This is a genomic window from Deefgea piscis (genome assembly GCF_019665785.1).
Classification (GTDB): Bacteria; Pseudomonadota; Gammaproteobacteria; order Burkholderiales; family Chitinibacteraceae; genus Deefgea.
This window is the reverse complement of record NZ_CP081149.1, coordinates 2,600,176-2,620,297: the sequence shown is the minus strand read 5'-3', so window position 1 is coordinate 2,620,297 and position 20,122 is coordinate 2,600,176. Positions and strand designations below refer to the sequence as shown.

The following is a 20,122-nucleotide window of genomic DNA, read 5'->3' as shown; positions in this document are numbered from 1 at the left end:
ACTTTGGTCAAATTAAGGATGCTGTGAATGAAACTCGGTTTCAAAATTGCACTCTCTGCAGCACTGATCGGTGCGGCAGCGCTAGTGTTTAATGCCTTTAGCGCCGCAGAAAAAATGCCGCTCAAGCAAACGATGACCACGATGGCGGGTAAGCCGATTCAAATTGCCGATTATCAAGGCAAGGTGGTGCTGGTTAATTTTTGGGCCACCAGCTGCACCGGTTGTATCGCCGAGATGCCAGGGTTGGTGAATGCGCAAAATAAACTGGGTAAAGACAAGTTAGTCACCATCGCCGTGGCGATGAGTTATGACAACCCGACGTATATTCAAAACTATTTGGCCAAAACGCCGCTGCCTTTTGAAATGGTGTACGACCAAAGTGGCGAAGTTGCGCGCGCCTTTGGTGAAGTGCAATTAACGCCAACTTCGTTTTTACTCGACCCAAAAGGGCGCTTGATTAAAAAAATCGTCGGCGAGCTCAGCGAGCAGCAATTGATTGATATCGTGAATCAGGCGCATGGCGCCTAGCTGATTGAGTGGTGCGAGATGTAAAAAATGGCGCGAAATTCGCGCCATTTTTATTGCTATCAAATGTCAACAGACGAGGCTATGTGCAGATTTGGTGATGATGCTGTGCCGCAGGCACTTACAACCGTCAGCACCAAGTCTGAATATCGCCCCGGACCATTGGGTATTTTAATCTAAACTATTATCAATATAGCTTAGCGAGCAATACCTTGCTCAATTGCTTGGCTGACGCGGGCGAGGTCGGTCTCTTCAATTTGCCAGTGCGTCACCAAACGCATTGCGCCGTGTTCCGGTGGATTGGCTTTAATATTGGCATTGGCCAAGCTTTGCATCAGCTTATCGACATCAATCTCGCGGCTAAAGTTAAACCACACCATATTGATTTGCACCGAATCCAGATCGATGACAATGCCGTCAATTTTTGCCAATTGCGCGGCTAATAATTTAGCGTGGCGATGATCGTCCGCTAGGCGCTCAGTCATTGCATTGAGTGCCAATAAACCGGGCGCGGCCAATACGCCAACTTGGCGCATACCGCCGCCGAGCAATTTACGTTTTTTGCGCGCTTTGGCAATCAGCGCATGGCTGCCGGCCAAGATCGAGCCGACCGGTGCGGCTAAGCCTTTGCTTAGGCAACACATCACGCTATCGCAATATTGGGTGATGGCTTTGACATCGACTTGTAAAGCGCTGGCGGCATTAAATACCCGCGCGCCATCTAAATGCACTGGCACGCTTTCGGCCTGCGCCACTTGCCAAATTTGCTGCATGGTTTCTAGCGCAATTACCCGGCCATTGGAATGGGCATTTTCGACGCAAATTAACGCGGTTTTTGGCTCGTGAATATCTACGCCATGGCGAATTTTTTTGCGGATTTTTTCGGCATTCATCGTCCCTAAGTCGCTATCGATGGTTCTAAGCTGTACGCCACTAATCAAGGCGGCGCCGCCAACTTCATGCCAAACGATATGGCTATCATCGCCAACAATGACTTCGTCGCCCGGTTGGCAGTAGCTCAAAATCGCCAATTGATTGCCAAAAGTGCCGGTTGGCACGAATAAGGCGGCTTCTTTGCCTAAGCGCTCAGCCGCAGCCGTTTCGAGGGCGATGACCGTTGGATCGTCGCCATACACATCGTCACCCACAATGGCCTCGGCCATGGCGGTGCGCATGGCGGCAGTAGGGTGGGTGACGGTATCGCTGCGTAAGTCGAGAATTTTCATTAGAAAGGCCAGAGTGAAACAGAGGAGAGCCTCAGTCTAAAGTTCGCTGCGCGCTGGCGTCAATCATTCTGACGCCGCTTTGCGGGATGAATAATTACACTTGCGGGGGATGTTGGTGTTGGGCTTGCTCGCAGCGCAAACGCAGTTGGCAAGCCAAACGCCAACAGACCCGAGGTTGATGCTGTTAAAATGCGGGAATTGAAATTTTAGGTTTTGTTATGACAGAGCAAACGCTTCCCCAGCACGCCAATCAAGCCTTGTTAGATCGCAGTTTGGCGGCGGTTTGGCATCCGTGCACGCAAATGAAGCGCCACGAAACTTTGCCGTTGATTCCAATCTCCCGTGGCGATGGCGTTTGGTTGTATGACGCCGATGGCACGCGTTATCTGGATGCGGTATCGAGCTGGTGGGTGAATTTATTTGGTCATAATCAGCCACAAATTAAAGCGGCGATTACGCAGCAAATGGATCAACTCGAGCATGTGATGCTGGCGGGCTTTACCCATGAGCCGGTGGTGGCGTTGTCCGAGCAATTGGCCGAGTTGACGGGCTTGGGCCATGTTTTTTACGGCTCGGATGGCGCGTCGGCAACCGAAATCTCACTCAAAATGGCGGCGCACTATTGGCGTAATCTAGGGTTGCCCGCCAAAAACCGCTTTGTGTATTTGCAAGACAGTTACCACGGCGAAACGATTGGTGCTTTATCGGTGACCGATGTGCCGATTTTCCGTCAAGCCTACTCGCCCTTGGTGCGCGAGAATTTTGCCGTACAAAGCCCAGATGCGCGGCAAGCCCAGCCCGGCCAAACTGCGCGTGACGTGGCCTTGTGGGCGATTGAAGACTTGGCCCGCGTGTTGGCCGCGCATCATCATGAGATTGCTGCCTTGATTGTTGAGCCTTTGATTCAAGGCGCAGCGGGCATGGCGATGTACGATCCGATCTATTTACAACAAGCTCGCGTGCTGTGTGATCAGTATCAAGTGTTATTGATTGCCGATGAAATTGCCGTTGGCTTTGGCCGCACCGGCACGATGTTTGCCTGTGAGCAGGCGCAGATCAAGCCCGATTTAATGTGTCTTTCCAAAGGCATTACTGGGGGGTATTTGCCGCTAGCGGCTGTGCTATGTACTGATGCGGTCTATACTGCCTTTTATGCTGATGAATCAGCCAAAGCTTTTTTGCACTCGCATTCGTATACTGGCAATCCATTGGCCTGCGCTGCTGCGTTGGCGACGTTGGCGATTTTTCGCGATCAAGACGTGATTGCGCAAAATCAGCGCAAGGTGGCCGAGTTTAATCGCATTTTTGCGCCACTGGCCGCGCATCCCCGTGTTCGGCATTGGCGAAATTGTGGCATGATTTGGGCTTTCGAAATTGCTGACGCTCCGGCGCAATTTGCCACGCTTTGCTTTACTGAAGCCTTAAAAGAAGGCTTGTTATTGCGACCGATTGGTCATACGGTTTATTTTATGCCGCCATATATTATGACGGCAGAAGACGCTCAATTTCTGCTAGCTGGCACGCTCAAAGCCTTGGCGCGCTGCTGCTAATCACCGAGCTTATTGTTTATGCCGTTATTTCTGACTTTACCTGATTTTGACCCTAAATTAGCGCGCTCTGTGGAAACCAATCCACAGCAGCTGCGGCAATGGCTGATTGCTTTGCCAGTTGGCAATGTGCAAGAAGCCGGACGGATGCTGCTCGATGCCTTGTCGACGTTAAATCGCATTAAGTTAGAGCCCGAAGAGCGGGTTAAATTACTGCAAGAATATCAAAATTCTTTGGAAATGCTGACTGGCGCTTTTGAGTCTGCCTATGCCTCACCCGGCTTGCCAATGAAAGATTCGGCGCGGCAAGCGGCCCAGCTGGCACTGAATTTATGGTGCGAAATTGCTTTGGGTTGGAAGCTGGCGTTAATGGACAAAGTAGAGAAAAAATTCACTTTTTTCACTTCATCCAAAATGCTGCCGGTGCTATTGCAGGCGGTGATGTATAGCTTTTGGCGCATGTACCAAGTGTGTAGCCGTTTGTTTCAACCGATGCCCAGCGGCATGTGGGGCGAGATTCATCAGGTATTTCGCTACGCGGCGGAAAATCGCTTTTTAGATGAGCGCAAAACCGATAATCCCAAAGAAAAATCCGCCCGACCGCTTGCCACTTTGTATAAGCAAATCCTGTTGCTGGCCTTGGCCGATCCGCAGCGATTTTCTGGCGCTGAGTTGGATAAAATTATCGAAATTATTGAAAGCTATGCGATGTATGCACACTTTCAACCGGTGAGTAAATTAAGCTCCAGCGCGGGATTTTTCTTGGTCGAGTTAGAGCTGGATCAACCGCCGCATTTTGTGGGTAATCGCTCGCTCGAGCAATTGCCCGGCCAGTCGATTTTGATTGATACCATTGAGCTGGCCAAAAAACTGCATAAAGCCGAATTGAATGTCGAAGCCAAAGTACCGCTGGCCAATGATAGGCAAAAAGTACAAATGTGGTTAGAAATCTTGCGGCGGGTGATTCGGCAATGGAGTATTTCGCCGCAGCGGCTGTATCAACGGATTCCAGCGCAAAGCCTGGTCGAAGTGGCGCTGGGTTTTCAGGCCACCGTGCAGCAATTGAACGATGGCTTGCCGCTCAGCGCGGATAACACCGCCGACGTTGCCGAGCAATTGGCGGTGATCGGTGATTTAGAGCGCCGCGTCATGCCGTGGCAAGTGGTGAATGAAAGTCCTGGCGGTTATGCCATCTTGGCGCGCGATTTGCCGACCGAGCTGGCTAAACCCGGTGAAGTGGTGGCGATTCGGGCCAGTGGTGGCCAGAGCTGGATGGTGGCGTCGATTCGTTGGTTGCAACAACGCCATGACGGGGCGACTGAAATGGGCTTGCAAGTAATGAGCGCCAAGGCGCAGCCGGTTTTGATGCGGCCATTGCAAAGTGGCGTGGCCAATCAAGTGGCGATATTGCTACCCGCGATTGCGGTGCTACAGCAAGCGCAGCGCATTATTGCGATTAAGGGCAGCTATACCCCGCTGCGTGAATTTATGCTGCTCACCGCCGATGGCGTTAGCATTAAAATCCGTAGTGCAAAGTTGATTGAGCAGCAGATGGGGTATGACTTGTTTGAATATACCAGTGCTTGAGTCGCACGCCAGCGTCTCAACCTCACCCTAACCCTCTCCCATCAAGAGAGAGGGGATGCCGCGAACCTTTAATCACGATCAACACCCAATCTGAACAAGGCAAAAATAATCGATGTATATCGATGTAGGCTATGATTCTTTTAGCTCAGAGTCAGATACGTCGGTATTTTCGTCCGCTATCTTGGCTCTAGGGTGGGCTTTGTCGTAGCTTTCAGATAAATGCTGGAAGTCTAAATGCGTGTAAACCTGCGTGGTGGCGATGCTGGCGTGGCCGAGTAATTCTTGCACGGCGCGCAAATCACTCGACGATTGCAATAAATGGCTGGCGCAGCTGTGGCGTAGTTTGTGCGGGTAGAGCGGCTCGGTTAGGCCGAGTTTTTCTTGCCACTGCCGTAGTCGCAATTGCACCGCGCGCGGCGTGAGCGGCGTGCCTTTATTGCTGACAAAAACGGTCTGCGCATTGGGGTGCGCCAATTGCGTGCGAATCAATAGCCAGCGGCGAATCGCTTCGAGCGCCATTTTGCCGATTGGCACCAGCCGCGTTTTATTGCCTTTACCGGTCACCGTGGCCATGCCATGCAATAGATCGAGATCAATCAGTTTGAGTGACACCAGTTCACTGACCCGCAGTCCCGATGAATATGCGAGTTCAAAAATAGCTTTGTCGCGTGAAGCCAGCTGGTCTTCGTCGGGCATATGCTCTAAAAAACCCACCACATCATCGACATTCATCGCCGATGGCAAGGCTGGGCGATGCTTGGGCGCTTTGACGCCTTCAACTGGATTGCTCGACCAATGAAAGTCGCGGCACATCAGCCGATAAAACGCCCGCCATGCCGATAAAGTGCGGGCAATGGATCGTCCCGATAAACCGCGACTGGCCAATTGCCGCACAAAGCCGCGCACGTCTAGCGGGCTGAGCGACGCTAAATCGCGCGCGCCAACACTATCGGCCAATAGCTGTAAATCATGCTGGTAGGCTTGATGCGTATGGGCGCTGGCGGCTTTTTCGCCGTGTAAATAGCGAAAAAAATGCGCGAAATGCGATGCTGTTTCGGGGTGTTGCTGCGCGGCGCTCGTCGGACGGCGAATCGGTTTCAAGTCAGTTCGGCCTCGACTTCGGCGTCGAGCACGGTGTCGCTCTGGCTCAGTACGGCTTGTGCCGGAACCACGCGGCGAATCACGGCTGAAACCAATTCGGCTAAACGTTGCAAGTACAGCGTGCCCATTTCCGGATAAAAGCGCTCTGCATCAGGGCTGGCCAACACCAAAATCCCAAACGGCAATTCGCCAGTACGCAGCGCGCATTGGGCAAAGGATTTTAGATCGCCCGTTTCCAGTGCAAACCAATTTAATACATCATCAGTCACGTACGGCCCACAATACGGGCTGCTTAGGTTGTCGACCAGCTTGTGAATGCTGTCCTCGACTGGGGTAAATTCCAGTAGATTGGATTCAATATTCGGTAGCCATAAGCGCAGCGCCAAATGCGGTACCGCAAAGCGCGCTTTGAGGTGGTACTCCAAAGTACCGATGATGCTTGGCAAGTCTTCGGCTTTCATTAAATCGACGGTGAGTTGGTGCAGCATGTCTGAGATATGATCGTTTTCGATGCCAAATTGCAGCAATTCACCCAGACGTGCTTCGAGTAAGCGATTTTTATCGCGCAATGTGAGTAATTGTCGCTCAGCCAAAGAAACGGCCTGACCGCGATGATGGTGCGGCACATAGATTTCGGCTAAAGCGTCGGCAAACTCATCAAAAAAAGCGGGGTTTTGTTGTAACCACTGTACGACTTCATTGGCTTGCATCTCAATATCCTTAGGTTAAAGCTCAATCGTGCCGGCAAAGACGGTCACAGCGGGACCGGTCATCATCACGGGGTGTGAATCGCCCGCCCAGCTAATGGTTAAATCACCACCTCGGGTATGCACAATCACCGTGGCGTCGAGTAAGCCACGGCGTATCCCCGCGACGACGGCAGCGCAGGCGCCAGTGCCGCAAGCGAGGGTTTCGCCTGCTGCACGCTCATACACCCGTAGGCGAATTTCATTGCGGCTTAAAATTTGCATAAAGCCAGCATTCACTTTTTGTGGAAAGCGTGGGTGGTTTTCAATCAAAGCGCCATGCAGCGCCACTGGCGCGGTATCGACTGATTCAACTACTTGCACCGCATGTGGGTTGCCCATTGATACCACCGAAATATCATAAACTTGGCCATCCACAATCAAGGGATCAATCATTGCCTCATTGGGCGCAATAAACGGGATGTCTTCGGGGGCAAAGCGCGGCGTGCCCATATTGACCGTGACATTCCCATCGAGCTCGAGGCGCGGGTAGATTACGCCTTTGGCGGTTTCCACGGCGATTTCGGTTTTGTCGGTTAAGCCTTGCTCAACGACAAAGCGCGCAAAGCAGCGTGAACCATTGCCGCATTGCTCAACTTCGGAGCCATCGCAATTAAAAATGCGATAGCGAAAATCGATGCCGGGCGTAGCGCTGCTTTCGACCAGCAGCAGTTGATCAAAACCAATGCCAAATTGCCGGTGGCCGAGCTGTGCAATTTGCTGGTGACTGAGGGCGACGGTTTGGCGCACGCCGTCGATCACCATAAAGTCGTTCCCGAGGCCGTGCATTTTGCTGAAGTTGAGTTTCATGATTTTTGCGATGTTTTAAGGTGTGCTAAGGCTACGCTGAGCCTGCCTGTCAGTGCAAGCTTGTTGAAATAGAATAATGAAAAATGCGGCCAAATTAGCGATTGAGCGTGTTGGCATCGCTTTTAAAGGCGCTGCGCCGCTTATTTTAAAGCATTCTTTCAGGGAATAAACGCTGATATTCGGTCATTAAACAACGATCCATCACGATGCACAGCCCGGCAGCTTGAGCGCGTAAGGCAGCCGCTTCGTCGCCAATCCCTTTTTGCAACCAGATCAGTTTGATGCCCAAAGCAATCGCTTGATCAACAACATCGCCGACGATTTCGCTGCGCACAAACACATCCACGCAATCGATTGGCTTGGTGACGTCGCTTAATTGCCGATGCACCGCTGCGCCTAAAATCTGCGCCTGTGGTTTGGCGGTGATCGGAATGATGGCAAAGCCCCAAGTTTGCATCCGCTGGCTAACGATATAGCTGGCCCGCTGCGGTTTGTCTGACAGCCCAACGACGGCAATTGATCGTGTTGATTGCAGTAGGGCTTTAATTTGGGCGTCGGGTGGGTTTTGGAATGGCATCGTGATTCCTTGGGTATGTGCTGCTAGGTTTTATTAAATAAGCACTTGCAGTAGATACTCATAGGCCTTAGTTTATTGAGCTGCAGTTTTACAATAAATGAATTTGAAAATAGCGGCTGAGTAAAAAACTGTAAGGCAAAAACAACAGCATCGTAGCGATGGCTGCGATACCGAGTGCGGGCCAAAAGCCAAAGCGCGTTAGCAACAATGGAAACGCCAGAAACATCGGTAATGTCGGCAGCACATACCAAAACGTATACCAAGCATGAGCACCAATTTTATCGGCGGGATTTTTTTCAATATATAACCAAATCAGCGTTAAACAGCTAACTAAGGGCAGGGCCGCCAGCAAGCCGCCGATGCGCTCAAAACGGCTGGCTACTTCAGAAATACCGACCACGACCGCCGCCGTGATCAGGTATTTGGCGATCAGGTAGCCGCTACTCATTACGCAGCAAAACCATGACGGCATCGGCTTCAACCAATGCGCCTTTAGGCAGTGCCGCAGCTTGGACTGCCGCGCGCGCTGGAAACGGTGCGCTAAAGTATTCGCTCATAATGGTATTGAGTTGGGCAAAGTTGGCCAAATCGACGACAAAAACGCCCAATTTTACGATGTCGGATAAATCGCCACCGGCTGCTTGGCAAACGGCGCGTAGATTTTGAAATACACGGTGCGCTTGCGCGTCAAAACCTTCGAGCAAGATGCCAGACGCAGGATCAAGCCCAATTTGGCCAGATAAATACACCGTGTCGCCTACTTTAATCGCTTGCGAATACGTGCCGACGGCGGCGGGGGCTTGCTCGGAATGAATAATCGATTTGCTCATTTGGAGCGCTCCTAGAGAGGGAAAAAGTCGCCAGCGGCAGCGGCGGCGATGATTTTAAGCGGGTTTTGTTTGCAGAGTTTACTGTAATTTGACTTGATTTTGACAGTGTTCTACGTAGTAAAAGCCTTTCGCCGACATAGAAGTCGGCTCAAGGCTTTGCGGGCAGCGCCGGTTCAATGGCAATGTTTAGATTGGGTTTGATGCTGTGCCGCGCTCGTCGAGTAGGGGCTTAAAACCCCGTCTAAGCGCACCGAGTGCGGAAGGGAGACAAACAGTTTTATCGTTTGGCTCACGACAATCGAGGGCATCGGGGACCGATGCGCGCTCGGGGCGCCTTTCTTTCCCCCTCTTTCTTTGGCGAGTCAAAGAAAGAGGGTCCCCGTCGCGGACTGCGACTGTAAAACAATGTGCCGCAGGCACTTAAAATCATCAACACGTAATCTAAACACCGCAGCTTCGATCACCCAGCCAGTGAGCCAATCTTATCGCCTTAGTTGTCTTTATCAAAAAAATACGCCCGCTCGCCGTGTAGTGCTTCGTCGAGCCCTTCTTCTTCTGCGGCAACGCTCACGCGTGGTTTGTGGATTAACTTCATAATCACCCAAGTAATGGCAAAGGAATACACCGCCACTAACACCACGGCAATCAATTGAATAATGAATTGATGTAAGCCGCCGTTGATGTCGTCAATCGCACGGTTGGCTAAAATCCCCACTAACAGTGACCCCGTCACACCGCCAACGCCGTGCGCGCGAAAGACTTCGAGCGCGTCGTCGTATTTAAAGCGCGATTGTAAGGTTTTAGCAAAGTAGCATGCCGTGGCGCCAATCGCGCCAATCAGTACCGCTGCCCAAGGCTCGACATAACCTGCCGTTGGCGTAATGGTGGCTAAACCGGCTATGCCACCGACTAAAACGCCAGAAAAACTCGGTTTGTCTTCAAAGCGCCAAGCGAGCATGAGCCAAACCACCATCGCCACTGCACCGGCGACTGCTGTGTTGACAAAGGCATATGCAGCCAAGGCATTGGCGGCATATGCGCCACCAGCATTAAAGCCAAACCAGCCAAACCACAGTAAACCGGCACCCACCGCTACCAACGGTAAGTTGCTGGCTTCTGGCGGGTCATTGGGCGCAATATCGCGGTGTCCCAAAAACATCACCGTGGCCAAGGCAGCAAACCCAGCGGTGGTGTGCACCACTATCCCACCAGCAAAGTCGATAACCCCGAGTTTGGCCAAAAAGCCACCACCCCAAATCCAGTGTGCTACGGGCACATACACGAGTAGCATCCACAGCACGATGAATTTGAGATACGCCTTAAAATCAAAGCGCTCGGCAAACGCGCCAGTAATCAGCGCTGGCGTGATGATGGCAAACATCATTTGGTAGGCAAAAAACATAATAAACGGTATCGATGGCGCGTAATGTGGATGGGGCATGGCGCCAATGCCGCTAAAGCCAAAGTAAGTTAAATCGCCAATCACGCCGCCGATATCGGGACCAAAGGCCAAACTAAAACCACCAAAAATCCACACAATCGAAATCACCCCCATGGAGATGAAATTTTGCATCATGATCGACAGCATGCTGCGGCTGCGCGTGAGCCCGCCATAAAACATCGCCAGCCCTGGCGTCATTAAACACACCATCGCCGTACATAAAATGATAAAGGCGGTATCGCCGGTATTAATAAGGTACATGCTGCTCTCCTATTTACGATTGATCGCTGGGCAACAACGGAGCCGCGCTTAACCACGGCTTTGTGGTGTCGGCTGATGAAGGCTGCTTAGATTATGGTACAGCGCGCATGAAACTGCTGGTTTGGGCAGATTGTAATCTTGAGGCTTTGTAGGCGAAATAAATTATGCGTGTGATTATTGCAATTAATTGTTTAAAGCTTTTTAGGTTTGTAATTAAACAACGCAATGCGCGGGACGAAAAAAAACCGCAACGGCGTAATCGCAGTTGCGGTTTTTTGAATGTTGCTATGAATGAGGCGCGGGATTAGGGCCGCTTATTGGCGTTGATGGCATACGGCTCGGGGTGAACGCGGCCATTGTGTAGCAGATCATCGGCGGTATAAATATGCACGATTTCAATCAGCAATAAATCGGCGGCAATCGGTTGGCCAACTTCGATATGCTGCATTAAACGCCCTTCGAGGGCGACGGCGCAGTTTTCGATGCGCGGGGTTTTTACCGCTTGTGAGGCGGCAAACATTAAACCGAGTGCATCAATCTGCGCTTGGCTCGGCGGGATGCTCGAACCCGTGGCATGCACTGCCGGCGCATGATCATGCGATGGAATATGAATCACGCAATCTCCACCATTGAGTAGGTTTTGCGCCGTGTCTTTTTGCTCGTTCAGTCCGCTTTGATCTTGGCGACGATTGACACTGAGCGACACAATCAATGGCTCGCTACTGACAATATTAAAATAAGAAAATGGCGCGATATTGATGCTGCCGTTGGCATTGGTGCTCGTCACCCAAGCAATCGGCCGCGGCACCACGCAGTCGGTAATCAGATTGTATTTTTCACTTGGCGAGAGCGCCGTAACAGGCCATTCCATTATGTAATCCAGAGGTATATGGCGCTAGCCATTAATGATTAATTGTTAGGTAAATATACCCAGATGTTTAGCCTCAGGCAATTGGCTTAAGCCGCAAATCAAGCCGAGCGCATGGTGGTGTTCACTTAAAAAATCTTTTGACGCAGAGGCGCAGAGACGCGGAGCAAAACCAGAGCAAAACCAAAGTAAAACCAGAGTAAAACCAAAACAAGTCCCAGCTTCACGCTCCGTGCCTACTCGTGGTTTGAATGTAAAATTGGTTTTTCTCTGCGCCTCTGCGTCTCTGCGTCGGCTTTTCGATGTTGACAGCTTGCGTTCTGCTGGCACTCACCACTTGAACCGCAACGATGATGGCATCGCTATGCGGTGCATTGTACTGCGCCTTGCCGCTTAATCTGGTAAAAATCGTTCCATCAGCACATTTAAAAAGCGCTGCCCTTTGAGCGTTGGGCGTACATGGTGCAAATCGCGCTCGAGTAAGCCTTCAGTGCAGGCGCGCTCAATTTCGTAAACAATTTTACTCATTGGCAATCCGGTGCGCTCGCTAAACAGCGCAATCGGAAAACCACCGGTTAAGCGCAGCGTGTTGAGCATAAATTCAAACGGCAGCGCCGATTTTTCGATAATTTCTTCGCTTTGAATCGCCGAGCCCATCGCCATTTTGGCTAAATATTCGGTGGGCTGTTTAAAGCGCGCTTGGCGAATGATTTTATCGTGAAAACTGATTTTGCCGTGCGCACCAGCGCCAATGCCTAGGTAATCACCAAATTGCCAGTAATTTAAATTATGTTGGCTGCGGTGATCTTTGCTTGGGTGTTGCTTATAAAAAGCACTGGTTTCATAGTGGCCAAACCCTGCGGCGGCGAGTTTGGCCTCAATCATTTCTTGCATATCGGCAGCCAAATCGTCATCAGGCAGCGCCGGTGGATAGCGGTGAAACAGCGTATTGGGTTCGAGCGTTAAATGGTAGGCGCTCAAATGCGTTGAGCCGCAGGCAATCGCTTGGTCGATATCGGCCTCGGCCTCGGCCAGCGTTTGCTTGGGCAGGGCATACATTAAATCGAGATTAAAATTATCAAAGTGCAGGGCAGCAATCTCAATGGCGCGCAAGGCTTCGTCGCGATTATGGATGCGGCCTAAAGCACTTAAATGCGTAGCATTAAAGCTTTGAATGCCGATCGATAAGCGATTAATCCCCGCAGCGCGGTAGCCAGCAAATTTTTCGATTTCAAACGTACCCGGATTGGCTTCTAGGGTAATCTCGGCATCGGGGTTGAGCTTGATGCGCGCACGAATCGCCTCTAGCAAGCGGTCCATACTGGCGGCCGAAAACAAACTCGGCGTGCCGCCGCCCATAAAAATACTCGATACCGATCGGCCCCATACTTGCGGCAGATTGCTTTCTAAATCGGCAATCAGCGCATCGATATAGCGCTGCTCTGGAATGCCGTCTTTAACCGCGTGCGAATTAAAATCGCAATACGGGCATTTGCGTACGCACCAAGGAAAGTGAATATAAAGTGCCAACGGGGGCAGGGCGGTTAGGCCCGATTGCGAGAAAGAAACGGTTTGCATAGGGCCTAACAAATTAGGGCTGAGCAAGGCCAGCCCTAAGGTAAGAAATAAAACGAGGTTTAGACGTCAATCAACCGTTGCGTGGTGGCCGTATTGCAGCCCCCAAAAACGGTTATATGGGCTTATTTTGCTTTTTGGCTATTGGCAAAATTGAGCATGTCATTGAGGGTTTTAAAGTCTGGTGAGCCTTTTTTGATGTCCATCTCGCCCGCCGCTAAATAGGTAAAGTAGCGTTGGCAAGCTTGGGTTGGGCCATCTTTTTTGGTCATGTCTTCAATGATTTTATTCGATTGGTCGTTATTGGCTTTGAGTAATTCGCCGCTCACTTTTTTAGCTTCGTCGGCACCGGCGGATTCTTTTACGTAATCGAGAAAGGCAGTGACATAACCATAATGCATACCAAGATAGGCTTTATTGCGTTCGATATAGCCTTTGGTGGCCGAATTGATCAGGCCTTCGGTTTGTTCGATTTTGCAGTTTTTGGCCATTTTTTGCATCACAACCAAAGACGTGCTTAAGTTACCCGCGGCTTTATTACGCTCGGCGGTGAATGGCGATGCGACCTCGGCTTTAGAGGTGTCGCTTGCTTTGGCGGCAAAGCAAGACAGTGGCAACATCAGGGCAAGGGCAAGTAATGTTTTTTGCAATTTAAACTACCTTATTAAAAATGTAACCATCAAGACAGCAACTGGCTAATCCTGCTTAAAGCCGGATCTTAGCTGGCATCACTTATTTTTGATAGGGATTATGCACACTCTGCACGAGGCGCTGTAGTACGTCACGCATTTGGGCTTCGGACACTTCCATCAATACGCCATCTTCAAATAAGTCTTGCGCCATTTGGAGTAGCTCATCGAGGTTTTCGTTCATTACTTTTACTTTTTCGGTGCACGATACCACGCTGCCATCGTCTCTTACCCAGCGGGCCCAACGACTTTCATCCTGACTCACAGCCCAGTTTCCTTCAGTTGTTCAATTAATTTATTAAGCGCTTTGGCGCGATGCGAAATCAGTGCTTTCTCGTTGGCCGTCATTTGCGCCACGGTTTTCGCAAAGTCAGCCCGCCAAAACAGCGGATCATAACCAAAACCGCCGTCACCCAATGGGGTATTTAAGATTTCGCCAATGCAAATACCATCGGCAATCAATGGCTGAGGATCGTGGCTGCTACGCACTAGCACCAAGGCAGCATAATACCAAGCGCGGCGATCAGAGTGCGACACCATTTGCTCGATCAATTTACTATTATTGCGCGCGTCTGATTTGGGCTCGCCTGCATAGCGTGCCGAATACACGCCCGGCGCGCCACCCAGCGCATGCACACACAAACCAGAATCGTCCGCCAGCGCCGGTAAACCCGTCTCTCGCGCCGCATGCCGCGCTTTGGCCAGCGCATTTTCAACAAAAGTATCAAAGGGCTCGGGGCATTCACTCACGCCAAGCTCACCTTGCGGGATGACTTCGAGATCAAAGTCAGCCAGTAAGTGATTGAATTCTTTGACTTTACCAGTGTTATTGCTGGCTAACACAATGCGTTGCTTTGCCATTTAATAGGCCTTTTTACTTAAAATCATCAGTTCTTGTTCGCGCTTCATTTGAAAGCGGTTGAGCGTGCTCATGCCGATTAAAATTGGGCTGTTGTCGTTACTATCACGCACCACCAAATCGAGATTATACAGCGTTACATTACCGATTCTGGCTTTGGGCAACACAATCAGCCACGAGCGAATCACGCCATTGGCGGTGTGGGAGCGCATCGGCTGGCCGTTTTGATAGTTCAGCTTCAGCTGGTTGGCCACATTGGCCGACATCGATAAATGCGTAGCGCCGGTATCAATCACCCCAGTCTGGCTTTGGCCATTAATCGCCACCTCGGCGAGGTAATGCCCGCCTTGGCTGGGCGAGAGCACCACGCTACTGTCGCCATCGCTTGGCGTGGCCGCCGAAATCACATAGCCCTCGCCTAAGCCCAAACGCCGTTGCCGGCCATTACTGGCCTCAATCACCGCCGAATCGGCAGCAATCGAAATCACCTTAATGCCGCCCACCGTTTGGCCGACTTGCAAGGTTTTCTTTTGCCCATTCAACTGAAAAATCGCCTTGCTGCCCATGGTGGCCAAGAGTGTCATTTCATCGGCCATGGCCAACGGTGGTAATGCCAATAACAAGCCAGCACAGAGTGCAGTGAGGGAGCGAATGGGCAGCATGAGTTTAATCCTGACGAGATTCGACAATATTAAGCGCTTCTTCAATTAAGCGCCAATCGGCGTTTTTAAGCAAAGCTGCATCCGACAACATCCGCCGCCAATGCCGCGCACCGGGCCGGCCTTGGTACAAACCTAAAATATGCCGCGCCACATAGCGTAGCGGTGTGCCTGCCGCGAGCTCCGCATCGACAAAGCCGCGTAAATCTTCCATTACCGCGCGGCGCGTGGTTTCAACGTGCGGCGCACCATAAATCGCGGCATCTACTTCGCTTAAAATCCACGGATTATGATAAGCCTCGCGCCCGAGCATTACGCCATCCACATGCTGCAAATGCGTTAGGCTATCGGCAATGGTGGTAATGCCACCATTAATAATAATCTCTAGCGCCGGGAAGTCTTGCTTGAGCTGATAGGCATAAGCATATTTAAGCGGCGGAATATCGCGGTTTTCTTTCGGGCTAAGGCCTTTTAAAATCGCATTTCTGGCGTGCACAATAAACGTGCTGCAACCGGCATCGGCCACATGGCCAACAAAATCGCGAACAAAGCTGTAATCCTCAATCTGATCAATGCCGATCCGGTGCTTCACCGTAACGTCGATACTGCACGCATCGCGCATGGCTTTAACCGCATCGCTGACTAAATCAGGTTCCAGCATCAAGCAAGCGCCAAACGAGCCCGACTGCACTCGCTCGCTAGGGCAACCCACATTCAAATTGACCTCGTTATAACCCCATTGCTCGGCCACCTTGGCGCAATGCGCCAAATCAGCCGCATTTGAGCCGCCCAATTGCAGGGCAATCGGGTTTTCTGACGGATCAAACCGCAAATGCCGCATCGGATCGCCATGAATAATCGCCCCGGTATTCACCATCTCGGTATACAGCCAAGTGTGCTGGCTCAATTCGCGGGCGAATCGACGGTAAAAACGGTCTGTCCAATCGAGCATAGGCGCTATGCAGAATCTTCTACTTGCTGCTATGTTTGTATGTTCTTGATTTTGTTGCATTTTGTTGCCTTGTTGCGTTATTTTGTGATTTTATTTTATGCTTATTTTGAATGATTTTTAATCATTTTTAATCATTTTTAATCGTTTTTGTTCGCTTGGTGCTACAATTTTGCTACACGGTGTGCTGTGTAGCACCGGATTATAAAGTTGTGTAGCACTGAGGGTATATGGCAACAATTACAAAGCGTACCGGGCGCGATGGTACATTATCTTTTAGGGCGCAGGTAAGGGTTAAGCGCGACGGTAAAGTGATCTATTCCGAAGTTAAGACTTTTGAGAAAGAAAAGCTAGCTAAAGACTGGGCCGCGAAGGTTGAGGCGTCATTAAAGGCTGATGGTGCGATTGATCGCCGCAAGATTGCTAGGCTGACGGTAGGGCAATTATTGCGACGTTATATTGATGAGATTGGCGAGACGCAAAAGTTCGGTCGCACTAAACGCTATACGATGGAAAATTTGATCAATAAGCCCATTGCGAAAATCTTGGTTTCGGATTTAACGCCGGCTGATATTGTAGAGCATTGCAAATTGCGCCACGTTGAAGGCGCAGGCCCAGCGACAACGTCGCAAGATGTGATTTATCTGGGCTCGGCATTGGGTGTGGCACGGCCATTGTGGGGTTTGGCGATAGATAAGAGGCCAGTCGAAGACGCTTATCCAATGCTGCATAAATTGAAATTGATTGGTCGCTCAGATGTCCGCGATCGGCGAATTACGGCCGCAGAGTTGAAGGCATTGCTGGAATACGAACCTAAAGCATTTCAACATGGGCGAACACCGCCGATGTTCGAAATTATTCAATTCGCGATTTGGTCTTGTATGCGGCAAGAAGAGATCCATAGATTGCTGTGGATGGACGTGGATGAGAGCAAGCGCACTGTGATGATCCGCCAGCGCAAAGATCCGGGTAAAAAAGAGATCAACGATCAGATTGTGCCGTTGCTGGGCGATGCATGGACGATTTTGCAGCGTCAGCCAAAAACAGACGCGCGGATTTTTCCGTATAACTCTCGGAGTACCGGTGCGGCATTTCGGCGAATGTGCAAGGCACTAAAGATTGAAACGCTGACTTTTCATGATCTACGCCATGAAGGCATTAGCCGCTTATTTGAGGCAGGGTATCAAATTCAAGAAGTGGCGATGGTGTCGGGGCATAAGACCTGGGGTAGCTTGCGCCGATATACTAATTTAAGGCCAGAAGATTTACATGATAAGCATGAGCTGCAAATGATTGCAGCACGACCCAGTGATGCTGTGGTGCCTGAGCCAGCGTTGTTGCTAGAGCCGCCTAAGTTAGCTGATGTTCTTAGAAGTGACCGCCGCTAACTGTTGGTTTAGTTGGCTAATTAGCTCGAGGAGTTCTTGGTTTTGCGCTTCGATGCGGGCCAATCTGGGGGCGAGTTGCGTTTCGTCATTGAGCGATGCGTGAATGCGCCGCACCATTTCGTTGTTCAGCGAGGTTTTATTTTTTTCGGTGGCCGCGATGAGTTGTTCATGCACATCATTGGGTAGCCGAATTTGGGAGCGGACATAATCTTGGGTCATCGTGCGATGGTCGGGTTTTTATTAAGGCTTTGTCTAGTGTCATTGTGCCCCTATTTTCTCTGGTTTTATGGACTTGCGGCACGAATTGCATGTTATGATTTGTAGTGAAATTGCAACAAACTACAGGGCTACGTCAGCATATTGACTGGCCAATAAAAATGCCCATGCTGCGCTAACAGCATGGGCATACATAACAGACCCCTCGCGAAAAGGAATCATTTTGAATCATAGTGATACTACTGATGTTGCACAAGATAAAACATTGCCATGCTGTAATGATGGCGTTGATTTTGTGTTAGAAATCACCATTGAGTATTTGCCAGGTCGGTACGTTAAAGTACCAATTAGCCCATATTTATCGCAAGCTGAAGTGCGAGAATCACAACGATATTTAGCCAGCCAGTGCTTGGATTTTTCTGAGATAAAAGTGAAAAAACTTGCTGCGATTTAAATTAAAGCCGCTGAAAAGCGGCTTTTTGTTAGCTTATAAATACGGCAGTACGTTTAACCAATAATATTAATCTATTTTACGTAGTACATTCAGCGGCACTTTTGGCATGGCTTGGTTGAAGCGTTCGCGCATTTGTTCGCGCTCGTTGCGATACATGCTCAATAACCGTTCAGTGGCGGCAAAGAAGGCTGCGCCAACGGGTTCGTTTACCGCAAACAGCCCAGTGGCCACTTTTTTAAGCGTGTCGTGAATAGCTTGTTCGTCGATGTCACGGCTGCCTTTGGGCGCGCAAGCGGCGGTGGCGGCGCAGATGGCATTTTCAGCGTTAATCTGTTGCGTTAAACGCGACACCACCAGCAAATCAATCTGCCGCTCGGTGAGTTGATACAGTGGGCCAGCGTTGGCGGGCACGTCGTCGAACTCGGGTGGCACAATCGACAAGGGTCGCAAGCTGTCTTCCATCGCGTTAAAGGTTTTGATGTATTGGACTTTCCATGCCAAAGCCTCTTTACCTGTAAATCCCATTGCCAGCAAGGTGAAGCCATCGCGGGTGATTTGATAAGCGGGGTCTTTGCGTGTGCGACCAAGCCCTAGATTGGCGTCAATTTGTATGGGCTCAAAATTGAGCTGATAGAAATCGGCAGGCAAATCCGCCTTGAGTGCCTCAATGTCGCGCAGCACATTCTTATGAAGTTTGTGGAAAAATGCCGCAATGGCTTTGCTGGTGGTAACGGGTTTGCCGTTAATGATAGAAACGTCAGGCGAAGTGAGGGTATTGAGTGACATAGTCAGACTCCTATTCATGGAATTAAATCCGCGCCTCTAACGCCAATTAGAGGTGGGCGGAACTGTGCAGATTGGCGTATCGGGAATAGGAACCGACGCATCCGAAGATGCTCCACACAGTCCACCCATAGGGGTATGACCATGCAACGGGCGTAAAAAAACCGCTATATGCGGATACCCGCTATTCATCCGAGACGCCAATCTCGTGTTGCAGCATTGACTGCAACACCCGCACTGTAAACCACCAGTATCGTTTTTGGCAAGATTTGCGTTACAGGCAGAAGGTTAACGGGGCGCTTTGTACGCTGCCACATCGAATTCGGCCTGTTTTTGATGACGTCTCGAATTTTTTTAGATTTCAATTGATGGACTGCCATTTTTCAGATTTTCTTGATTGAATTAGTACGGTGATAATGTTTTGCGCCACTCAATAAAGGCTGGCCATACTTTTTGCTGCCACGAATCCTGCCTGTATGTCTCTGCCAATAGCTTGAGCGCTAGGTCTACATTACCTTGCTTAAGCGCCCGGTGAAATTGGAATTCATCACGCCAGAAATCAAAGCACCAATCATTAAAATCGGACTGCCTAGCGATTTCCCAGCGGTGCGTTTTAAATGCCAGGAGATCATTGCAAATTTGAATCATGGCGGCGGCGTCAGTCGCCAGCGGCGTCAATACCTCCCGAATGATTTTCCCTTCGGTCGCCTTTTCTTCAGCCACACGCTTGGCCGTGTGTTCCTTTTTTATTTTTTCGCCCTTACGCTGCGCGACTTCAAATTCATTGCCCAGTCTGGCCAGCAGCGCGGAGGCATCGAGCAAGGTTTTTACGTCACCCGCCCATAGTTTGGCATCCATTTCGTTATGATTGAGCACGGCGGCAATCTGCGCTAATACAGTACTCGCTGTGCGCGCTTTGCCGCGATACGTCTTAGCGACCTTGCCGCCGTCCCACTTAGACCAAGTTGCCCAGCGTTCGGTCATGTTGAGAATTCTGGCCTCGCTTTTATCGATTGGTTTAGCCATTCTTA

Annotated in this window: 23 protein-coding genes; 5 read left to right on the top strand and 18 right to left on the bottom strand. The window is 50.5% G+C overall.

Annotated features, from left to right (window positions below):
- The first annotated feature begins 27 nt into the window (after positions 1-27).
- Positions 28-528: a TlpA disulfide reductase family protein gene (locus K4H25_RS12215; RefSeq protein ID WP_221020771.1), complete on the top strand. Its 501-nt coding sequence runs from the start codon at positions 28-30 to the stop codon at positions 526-528.
- A 194-nt stretch (positions 529-722) separates the two neighbouring features.
- Here K4H25_RS12215 and ltaE read toward each other — a convergent pair whose 3' ends face one another.
- On the bottom strand, positions 723-1,751 hold the full coding sequence (gene ltaE / locus K4H25_RS12210) for a low-specificity L-threonine aldolase (RefSeq protein WP_221020770.1): 1,029 nt from the start codon (positions 1,749-1,751) through the stop codon (positions 723-725).
- 218 nt (positions 1,752-1,969) lie between these two features.
- Between ltaE and bioA the strand changes: the two genes are divergently transcribed.
- Entirely contained in the window at positions 1,970-3,301 is a 1,332-nt protein-coding gene (bioA, locus tag K4H25_RS12205) for an adenosylmethionine--8-amino-7-oxononanoate transaminase (RefSeq protein ID WP_221020769.1), read from the top strand.
- A gap of 18 nt (positions 3,302-3,319) precedes the next feature.
- Complete coding sequence (locus K4H25_RS12200; RefSeq protein ID WP_221020768.1) at positions 3,320-4,885, top strand: hypothetical protein; 1,566 nt, start codon at positions 3,320-3,322, stop codon at positions 4,883-4,885.
- Between the two features lie 129 nt (positions 4,886-5,014).
- Here the strand turns inward: K4H25_RS12200 and K4H25_RS12195 are convergent, their stop codons facing one another.
- The 14 genes from K4H25_RS12195 to dusA form a co-directional block, all read right to left on the bottom strand.
- Positions 5,015-5,986 (bottom strand): tyrosine recombinase XerC, encoded by a 972-nt coding sequence (locus K4H25_RS12195; RefSeq protein WP_221020767.1) that lies wholly within the window; start codon positions 5,984-5,986, stop codon positions 5,015-5,017.
- Complete coding sequence (locus K4H25_RS12190) at positions 5,983-6,696, bottom strand: DUF484 family protein (RefSeq protein ID WP_221020766.1); 714 nt, start codon at positions 6,694-6,696, stop codon at positions 5,983-5,985. The genes K4H25_RS12195 and K4H25_RS12190 overlap by 4 nt, the downstream gene beginning before the upstream one ends.
- A 15-nt stretch (positions 6,697-6,711) precedes the next feature.
- Complete coding sequence (dapF, locus tag K4H25_RS12185) at positions 6,712-7,542, bottom strand: diaminopimelate epimerase (RefSeq protein WP_221020765.1); 831 nt, start codon at positions 7,540-7,542, stop codon at positions 6,712-6,714.
- Between the two features lie 145 nt (positions 7,543-7,687).
- A complete protein-coding gene (locus tag K4H25_RS12180; protein WP_221020764.1) occupies positions 7,688-8,119 on the bottom strand; it encodes a CoA-binding protein in 432 nt (143 codons plus the stop codon).
- A gap of 88 nt (positions 8,120-8,207) precedes the next feature.
- Complete coding sequence (locus K4H25_RS12175) at positions 8,208-8,567, bottom strand: DUF3147 family protein (RefSeq protein WP_221020763.1); 360 nt, start codon at positions 8,565-8,567, stop codon at positions 8,208-8,210.
- Complete coding sequence (locus tag K4H25_RS12170; RefSeq protein ID WP_221020762.1) at positions 8,560-8,949, bottom strand: Rid family detoxifying hydrolase; 390 nt, start codon at positions 8,947-8,949, stop codon at positions 8,560-8,562. Before K4H25_RS12170 ends, K4H25_RS12175 begins: the two co-directional genes overlap by 8 nt.
- Before the next feature lie 490 nt (positions 8,950-9,439).
- Positions 9,440-10,651, bottom strand: a complete 1,212-nt coding sequence (locus K4H25_RS12165; protein ID WP_221020761.1) for an ammonium transporter — start codon at positions 10,649-10,651, stop codon at positions 9,440-9,442.
- A 304-nt stretch (positions 10,652-10,955) separates the two neighbouring features.
- Positions 10,956-11,522 (bottom strand): flavin reductase family protein, encoded by a 567-nt coding sequence (locus K4H25_RS12160; protein ID WP_221020760.1) that lies wholly within the window; start codon positions 11,520-11,522, stop codon positions 10,956-10,958.
- A gap of 390 nt (positions 11,523-11,912) precedes the next feature.
- Positions 11,913-13,097, bottom strand: a complete 1,185-nt coding sequence (gene hemW / locus K4H25_RS12155) for a radical SAM family heme chaperone HemW (RefSeq protein WP_221020759.1) — start codon at positions 13,095-13,097, stop codon at positions 11,913-11,915.
- Positions 13,098-13,219: 122 nt separating this feature from the next.
- Positions 13,220-13,744, bottom strand: coding sequence for a hypothetical protein (locus tag K4H25_RS12150; RefSeq protein ID WP_221020758.1), 525 nt, complete (start codon positions 13,742-13,744; stop codon positions 13,220-13,222).
- Between the two features lie 82 nt (positions 13,745-13,826).
- Entirely contained in the window at positions 13,827-14,048 is a 222-nt protein-coding gene (locus K4H25_RS12145) for a hypothetical protein (RefSeq protein ID WP_173531793.1), read from the bottom strand.
- A complete protein-coding gene (rdgB, locus tag K4H25_RS12140; protein WP_221020757.1) occupies positions 14,045-14,644 on the bottom strand; it encodes an RdgB/HAM1 family non-canonical purine NTP pyrophosphatase in 600 nt (199 codons plus the stop codon). Before rdgB ends, K4H25_RS12145 begins: the two co-directional genes overlap by 4 nt.
- The gene (locus K4H25_RS12135; RefSeq protein ID WP_221020756.1) at positions 14,645-15,304 is read right to left on the bottom strand and encodes a retropepsin-like aspartic protease family protein; all 660 of its coding nucleotides are present in this window, start codon (positions 15,302-15,304) and stop codon (positions 14,645-14,647) included.
- 4 nt (positions 15,305-15,308) lie between these two features.
- Positions 15,309-16,313 carry a tRNA dihydrouridine(20/20a) synthase DusA gene (gene dusA, locus K4H25_RS12130; protein ID WP_221020755.1) on the bottom strand — a complete coding sequence of 335 codons (1,005 nt, stop codon included), beginning with the start codon at positions 16,311-16,313 and terminating at the stop codon, positions 15,309-15,311.
- A gap of 167 nt (positions 16,314-16,480) precedes the next feature.
- On the opposite strand from dusA, the gene K4H25_RS12125 reads away from it, so the two are divergent.
- Positions 16,481-17,638, top strand: a complete 1,158-nt coding sequence (locus tag K4H25_RS12125) for an integrase (protein ID WP_221020754.1) — start codon at positions 16,481-16,483, stop codon at positions 17,636-17,638.
- On the opposite strand, the gene K4H25_RS12120 is transcribed toward K4H25_RS12125, so the two are convergent.
- Positions 17,606-17,857: an Arc family DNA-binding protein gene (locus tag K4H25_RS12120; protein WP_221020753.1), complete on the bottom strand. Its 252-nt coding sequence runs from the start codon at positions 17,855-17,857 to the stop codon at positions 17,606-17,608. The genes K4H25_RS12125 and K4H25_RS12120 overlap by 33 nt on opposite strands.
- 220 nt (positions 17,858-18,077) lie before the next feature.
- Here K4H25_RS12120 and K4H25_RS12115 point away from each other — a divergent pair, with 220 nt between their 5' ends.
- A complete protein-coding gene (locus tag K4H25_RS12115; RefSeq protein ID WP_221020752.1) occupies positions 18,078-18,308 on the top strand; it encodes a hypothetical protein in 231 nt (76 codons plus the stop codon).
- Positions 18,309-18,374: 66 nt separating this feature from the next.
- On the opposite strand, the gene K4H25_RS12110 is transcribed toward K4H25_RS12115, so the two are convergent.
- Both K4H25_RS12110 and K4H25_RS12105 read right to left on the bottom strand, forming a co-directional pair.
- Positions 18,375-19,094 (bottom strand): Rha family transcriptional regulator, encoded by a 720-nt coding sequence (locus tag K4H25_RS12110; RefSeq protein ID WP_221020751.1) that lies wholly within the window; start codon positions 19,092-19,094, stop codon positions 18,375-18,377.
- A 399-nt stretch (positions 19,095-19,493) separates the two neighbouring features.
- Positions 19,494-20,117, bottom strand: a complete 624-nt coding sequence (locus K4H25_RS12105) for a hypothetical protein (RefSeq protein ID WP_221020750.1) — start codon at positions 20,115-20,117, stop codon at positions 19,494-19,496.
- Positions 20,118-20,122 lie beyond the last annotated feature (5 nt).

Bases quoted from the DNA above. Each gene is read 5' to 3' on its own strand.
- K4H25_RS12215 (WP_221020771.1), top strand. From the start codon at position 28: ATGAAACTCGGTTTCAAAATTGCACTCTCTGCAGCACTGATCGGTGCG.
- ltaE (WP_221020770.1), bottom strand. From the start codon at position 1,751: ATGAAAATTCTCGACTTACGCAGCGATACCGTCACCCACCCTACTGCC.
- bioA (WP_221020769.1), top strand. From the start codon at position 1,970: ATGACAGAGCAAACGCTTCCCCAGCACGCCAATCAAGCCTTGTTAGAT.
- K4H25_RS12200 (WP_221020768.1), top strand. From the start codon at position 3,320: ATGCCGTTATTTCTGACTTTACCTGATTTTGACCCTAAATTAGCGCGC.
- K4H25_RS12190 (WP_221020766.1), bottom strand. From the start codon at position 6,696: ATGCAAGCCAATGAAGTCGTACAGTGGTTACAACAAAACCCCGCTTTT.
- dapF (WP_221020765.1), bottom strand. From the start codon at position 7,542: ATGAAACTCAACTTCAGCAAAATGCACGGCCTCGGGAACGACTTTATG.
- K4H25_RS12180 (WP_221020764.1), bottom strand. From the start codon at position 8,119: ATGCCATTCCAAAACCCACCCGACGCCCAAATTAAAGCCCTACTGCAA.
- K4H25_RS12175 (WP_221020763.1), bottom strand. From the start codon at position 8,567: ATGAGTAGCGGCTACCTGATCGCCAAATACCTGATCACGGCGGCGGTC.
- K4H25_RS12170 (WP_221020762.1), bottom strand. From the start codon at position 8,949: ATGAGCAAATCGATTATTCATTCCGAGCAAGCCCCCGCCGCCGTCGGC.
- K4H25_RS12165 (WP_221020761.1), bottom strand. From the start codon at position 10,651: ATGTACCTTATTAATACCGGCGATACCGCCTTTATCATTTTATGTACG.
- K4H25_RS12160 (WP_221020760.1), bottom strand. From the start codon at position 11,522: ATGGAATGGCCTGTTACGGCGCTCTCGCCAAGTGAAAAATACAATCTG.
- hemW (WP_221020759.1), bottom strand. From the start codon at position 13,097: ATGCAAACCGTTTCTTTCTCGCAATCGGGCCTAACCGCCCTGCCCCCG.
- rdgB (WP_221020757.1), bottom strand. From the start codon at position 14,644: ATGGCAAAGCAACGCATTGTGTTAGCCAGCAATAACACTGGTAAAGTC.
- K4H25_RS12135 (WP_221020756.1), bottom strand. From the start codon at position 15,304: ATGCTGCCCATTCGCTCCCTCACTGCACTCTGTGCTGGCTTGTTATTG.
- dusA (WP_221020755.1), bottom strand. From the start codon at position 16,313: ATGCAACAAAATCAAGAACATACAAACATAGCAGCAAGTAGAAGATTC.
- K4H25_RS12125 (WP_221020754.1), top strand. From the start codon at position 16,481: ATGGCAACAATTACAAAGCGTACCGGGCGCGATGGTACATTATCTTTT.
- K4H25_RS12120 (WP_221020753.1), bottom strand. From the start codon at position 17,857: ATGACCCAAGATTATGTCCGCTCCCAAATTCGGCTACCCAATGATGTG.
- K4H25_RS12110 (WP_221020751.1), bottom strand. From the start codon at position 19,094: ATGTCACTCAATACCCTCACTTCGCCTGACGTTTCTATCATTAACGGC.
- K4H25_RS12105 (WP_221020750.1), bottom strand. From the start codon at position 20,117: ATGGCTAAACCAATCGATAAAAGCGAGGCCAGAATTCTCAACATGACC.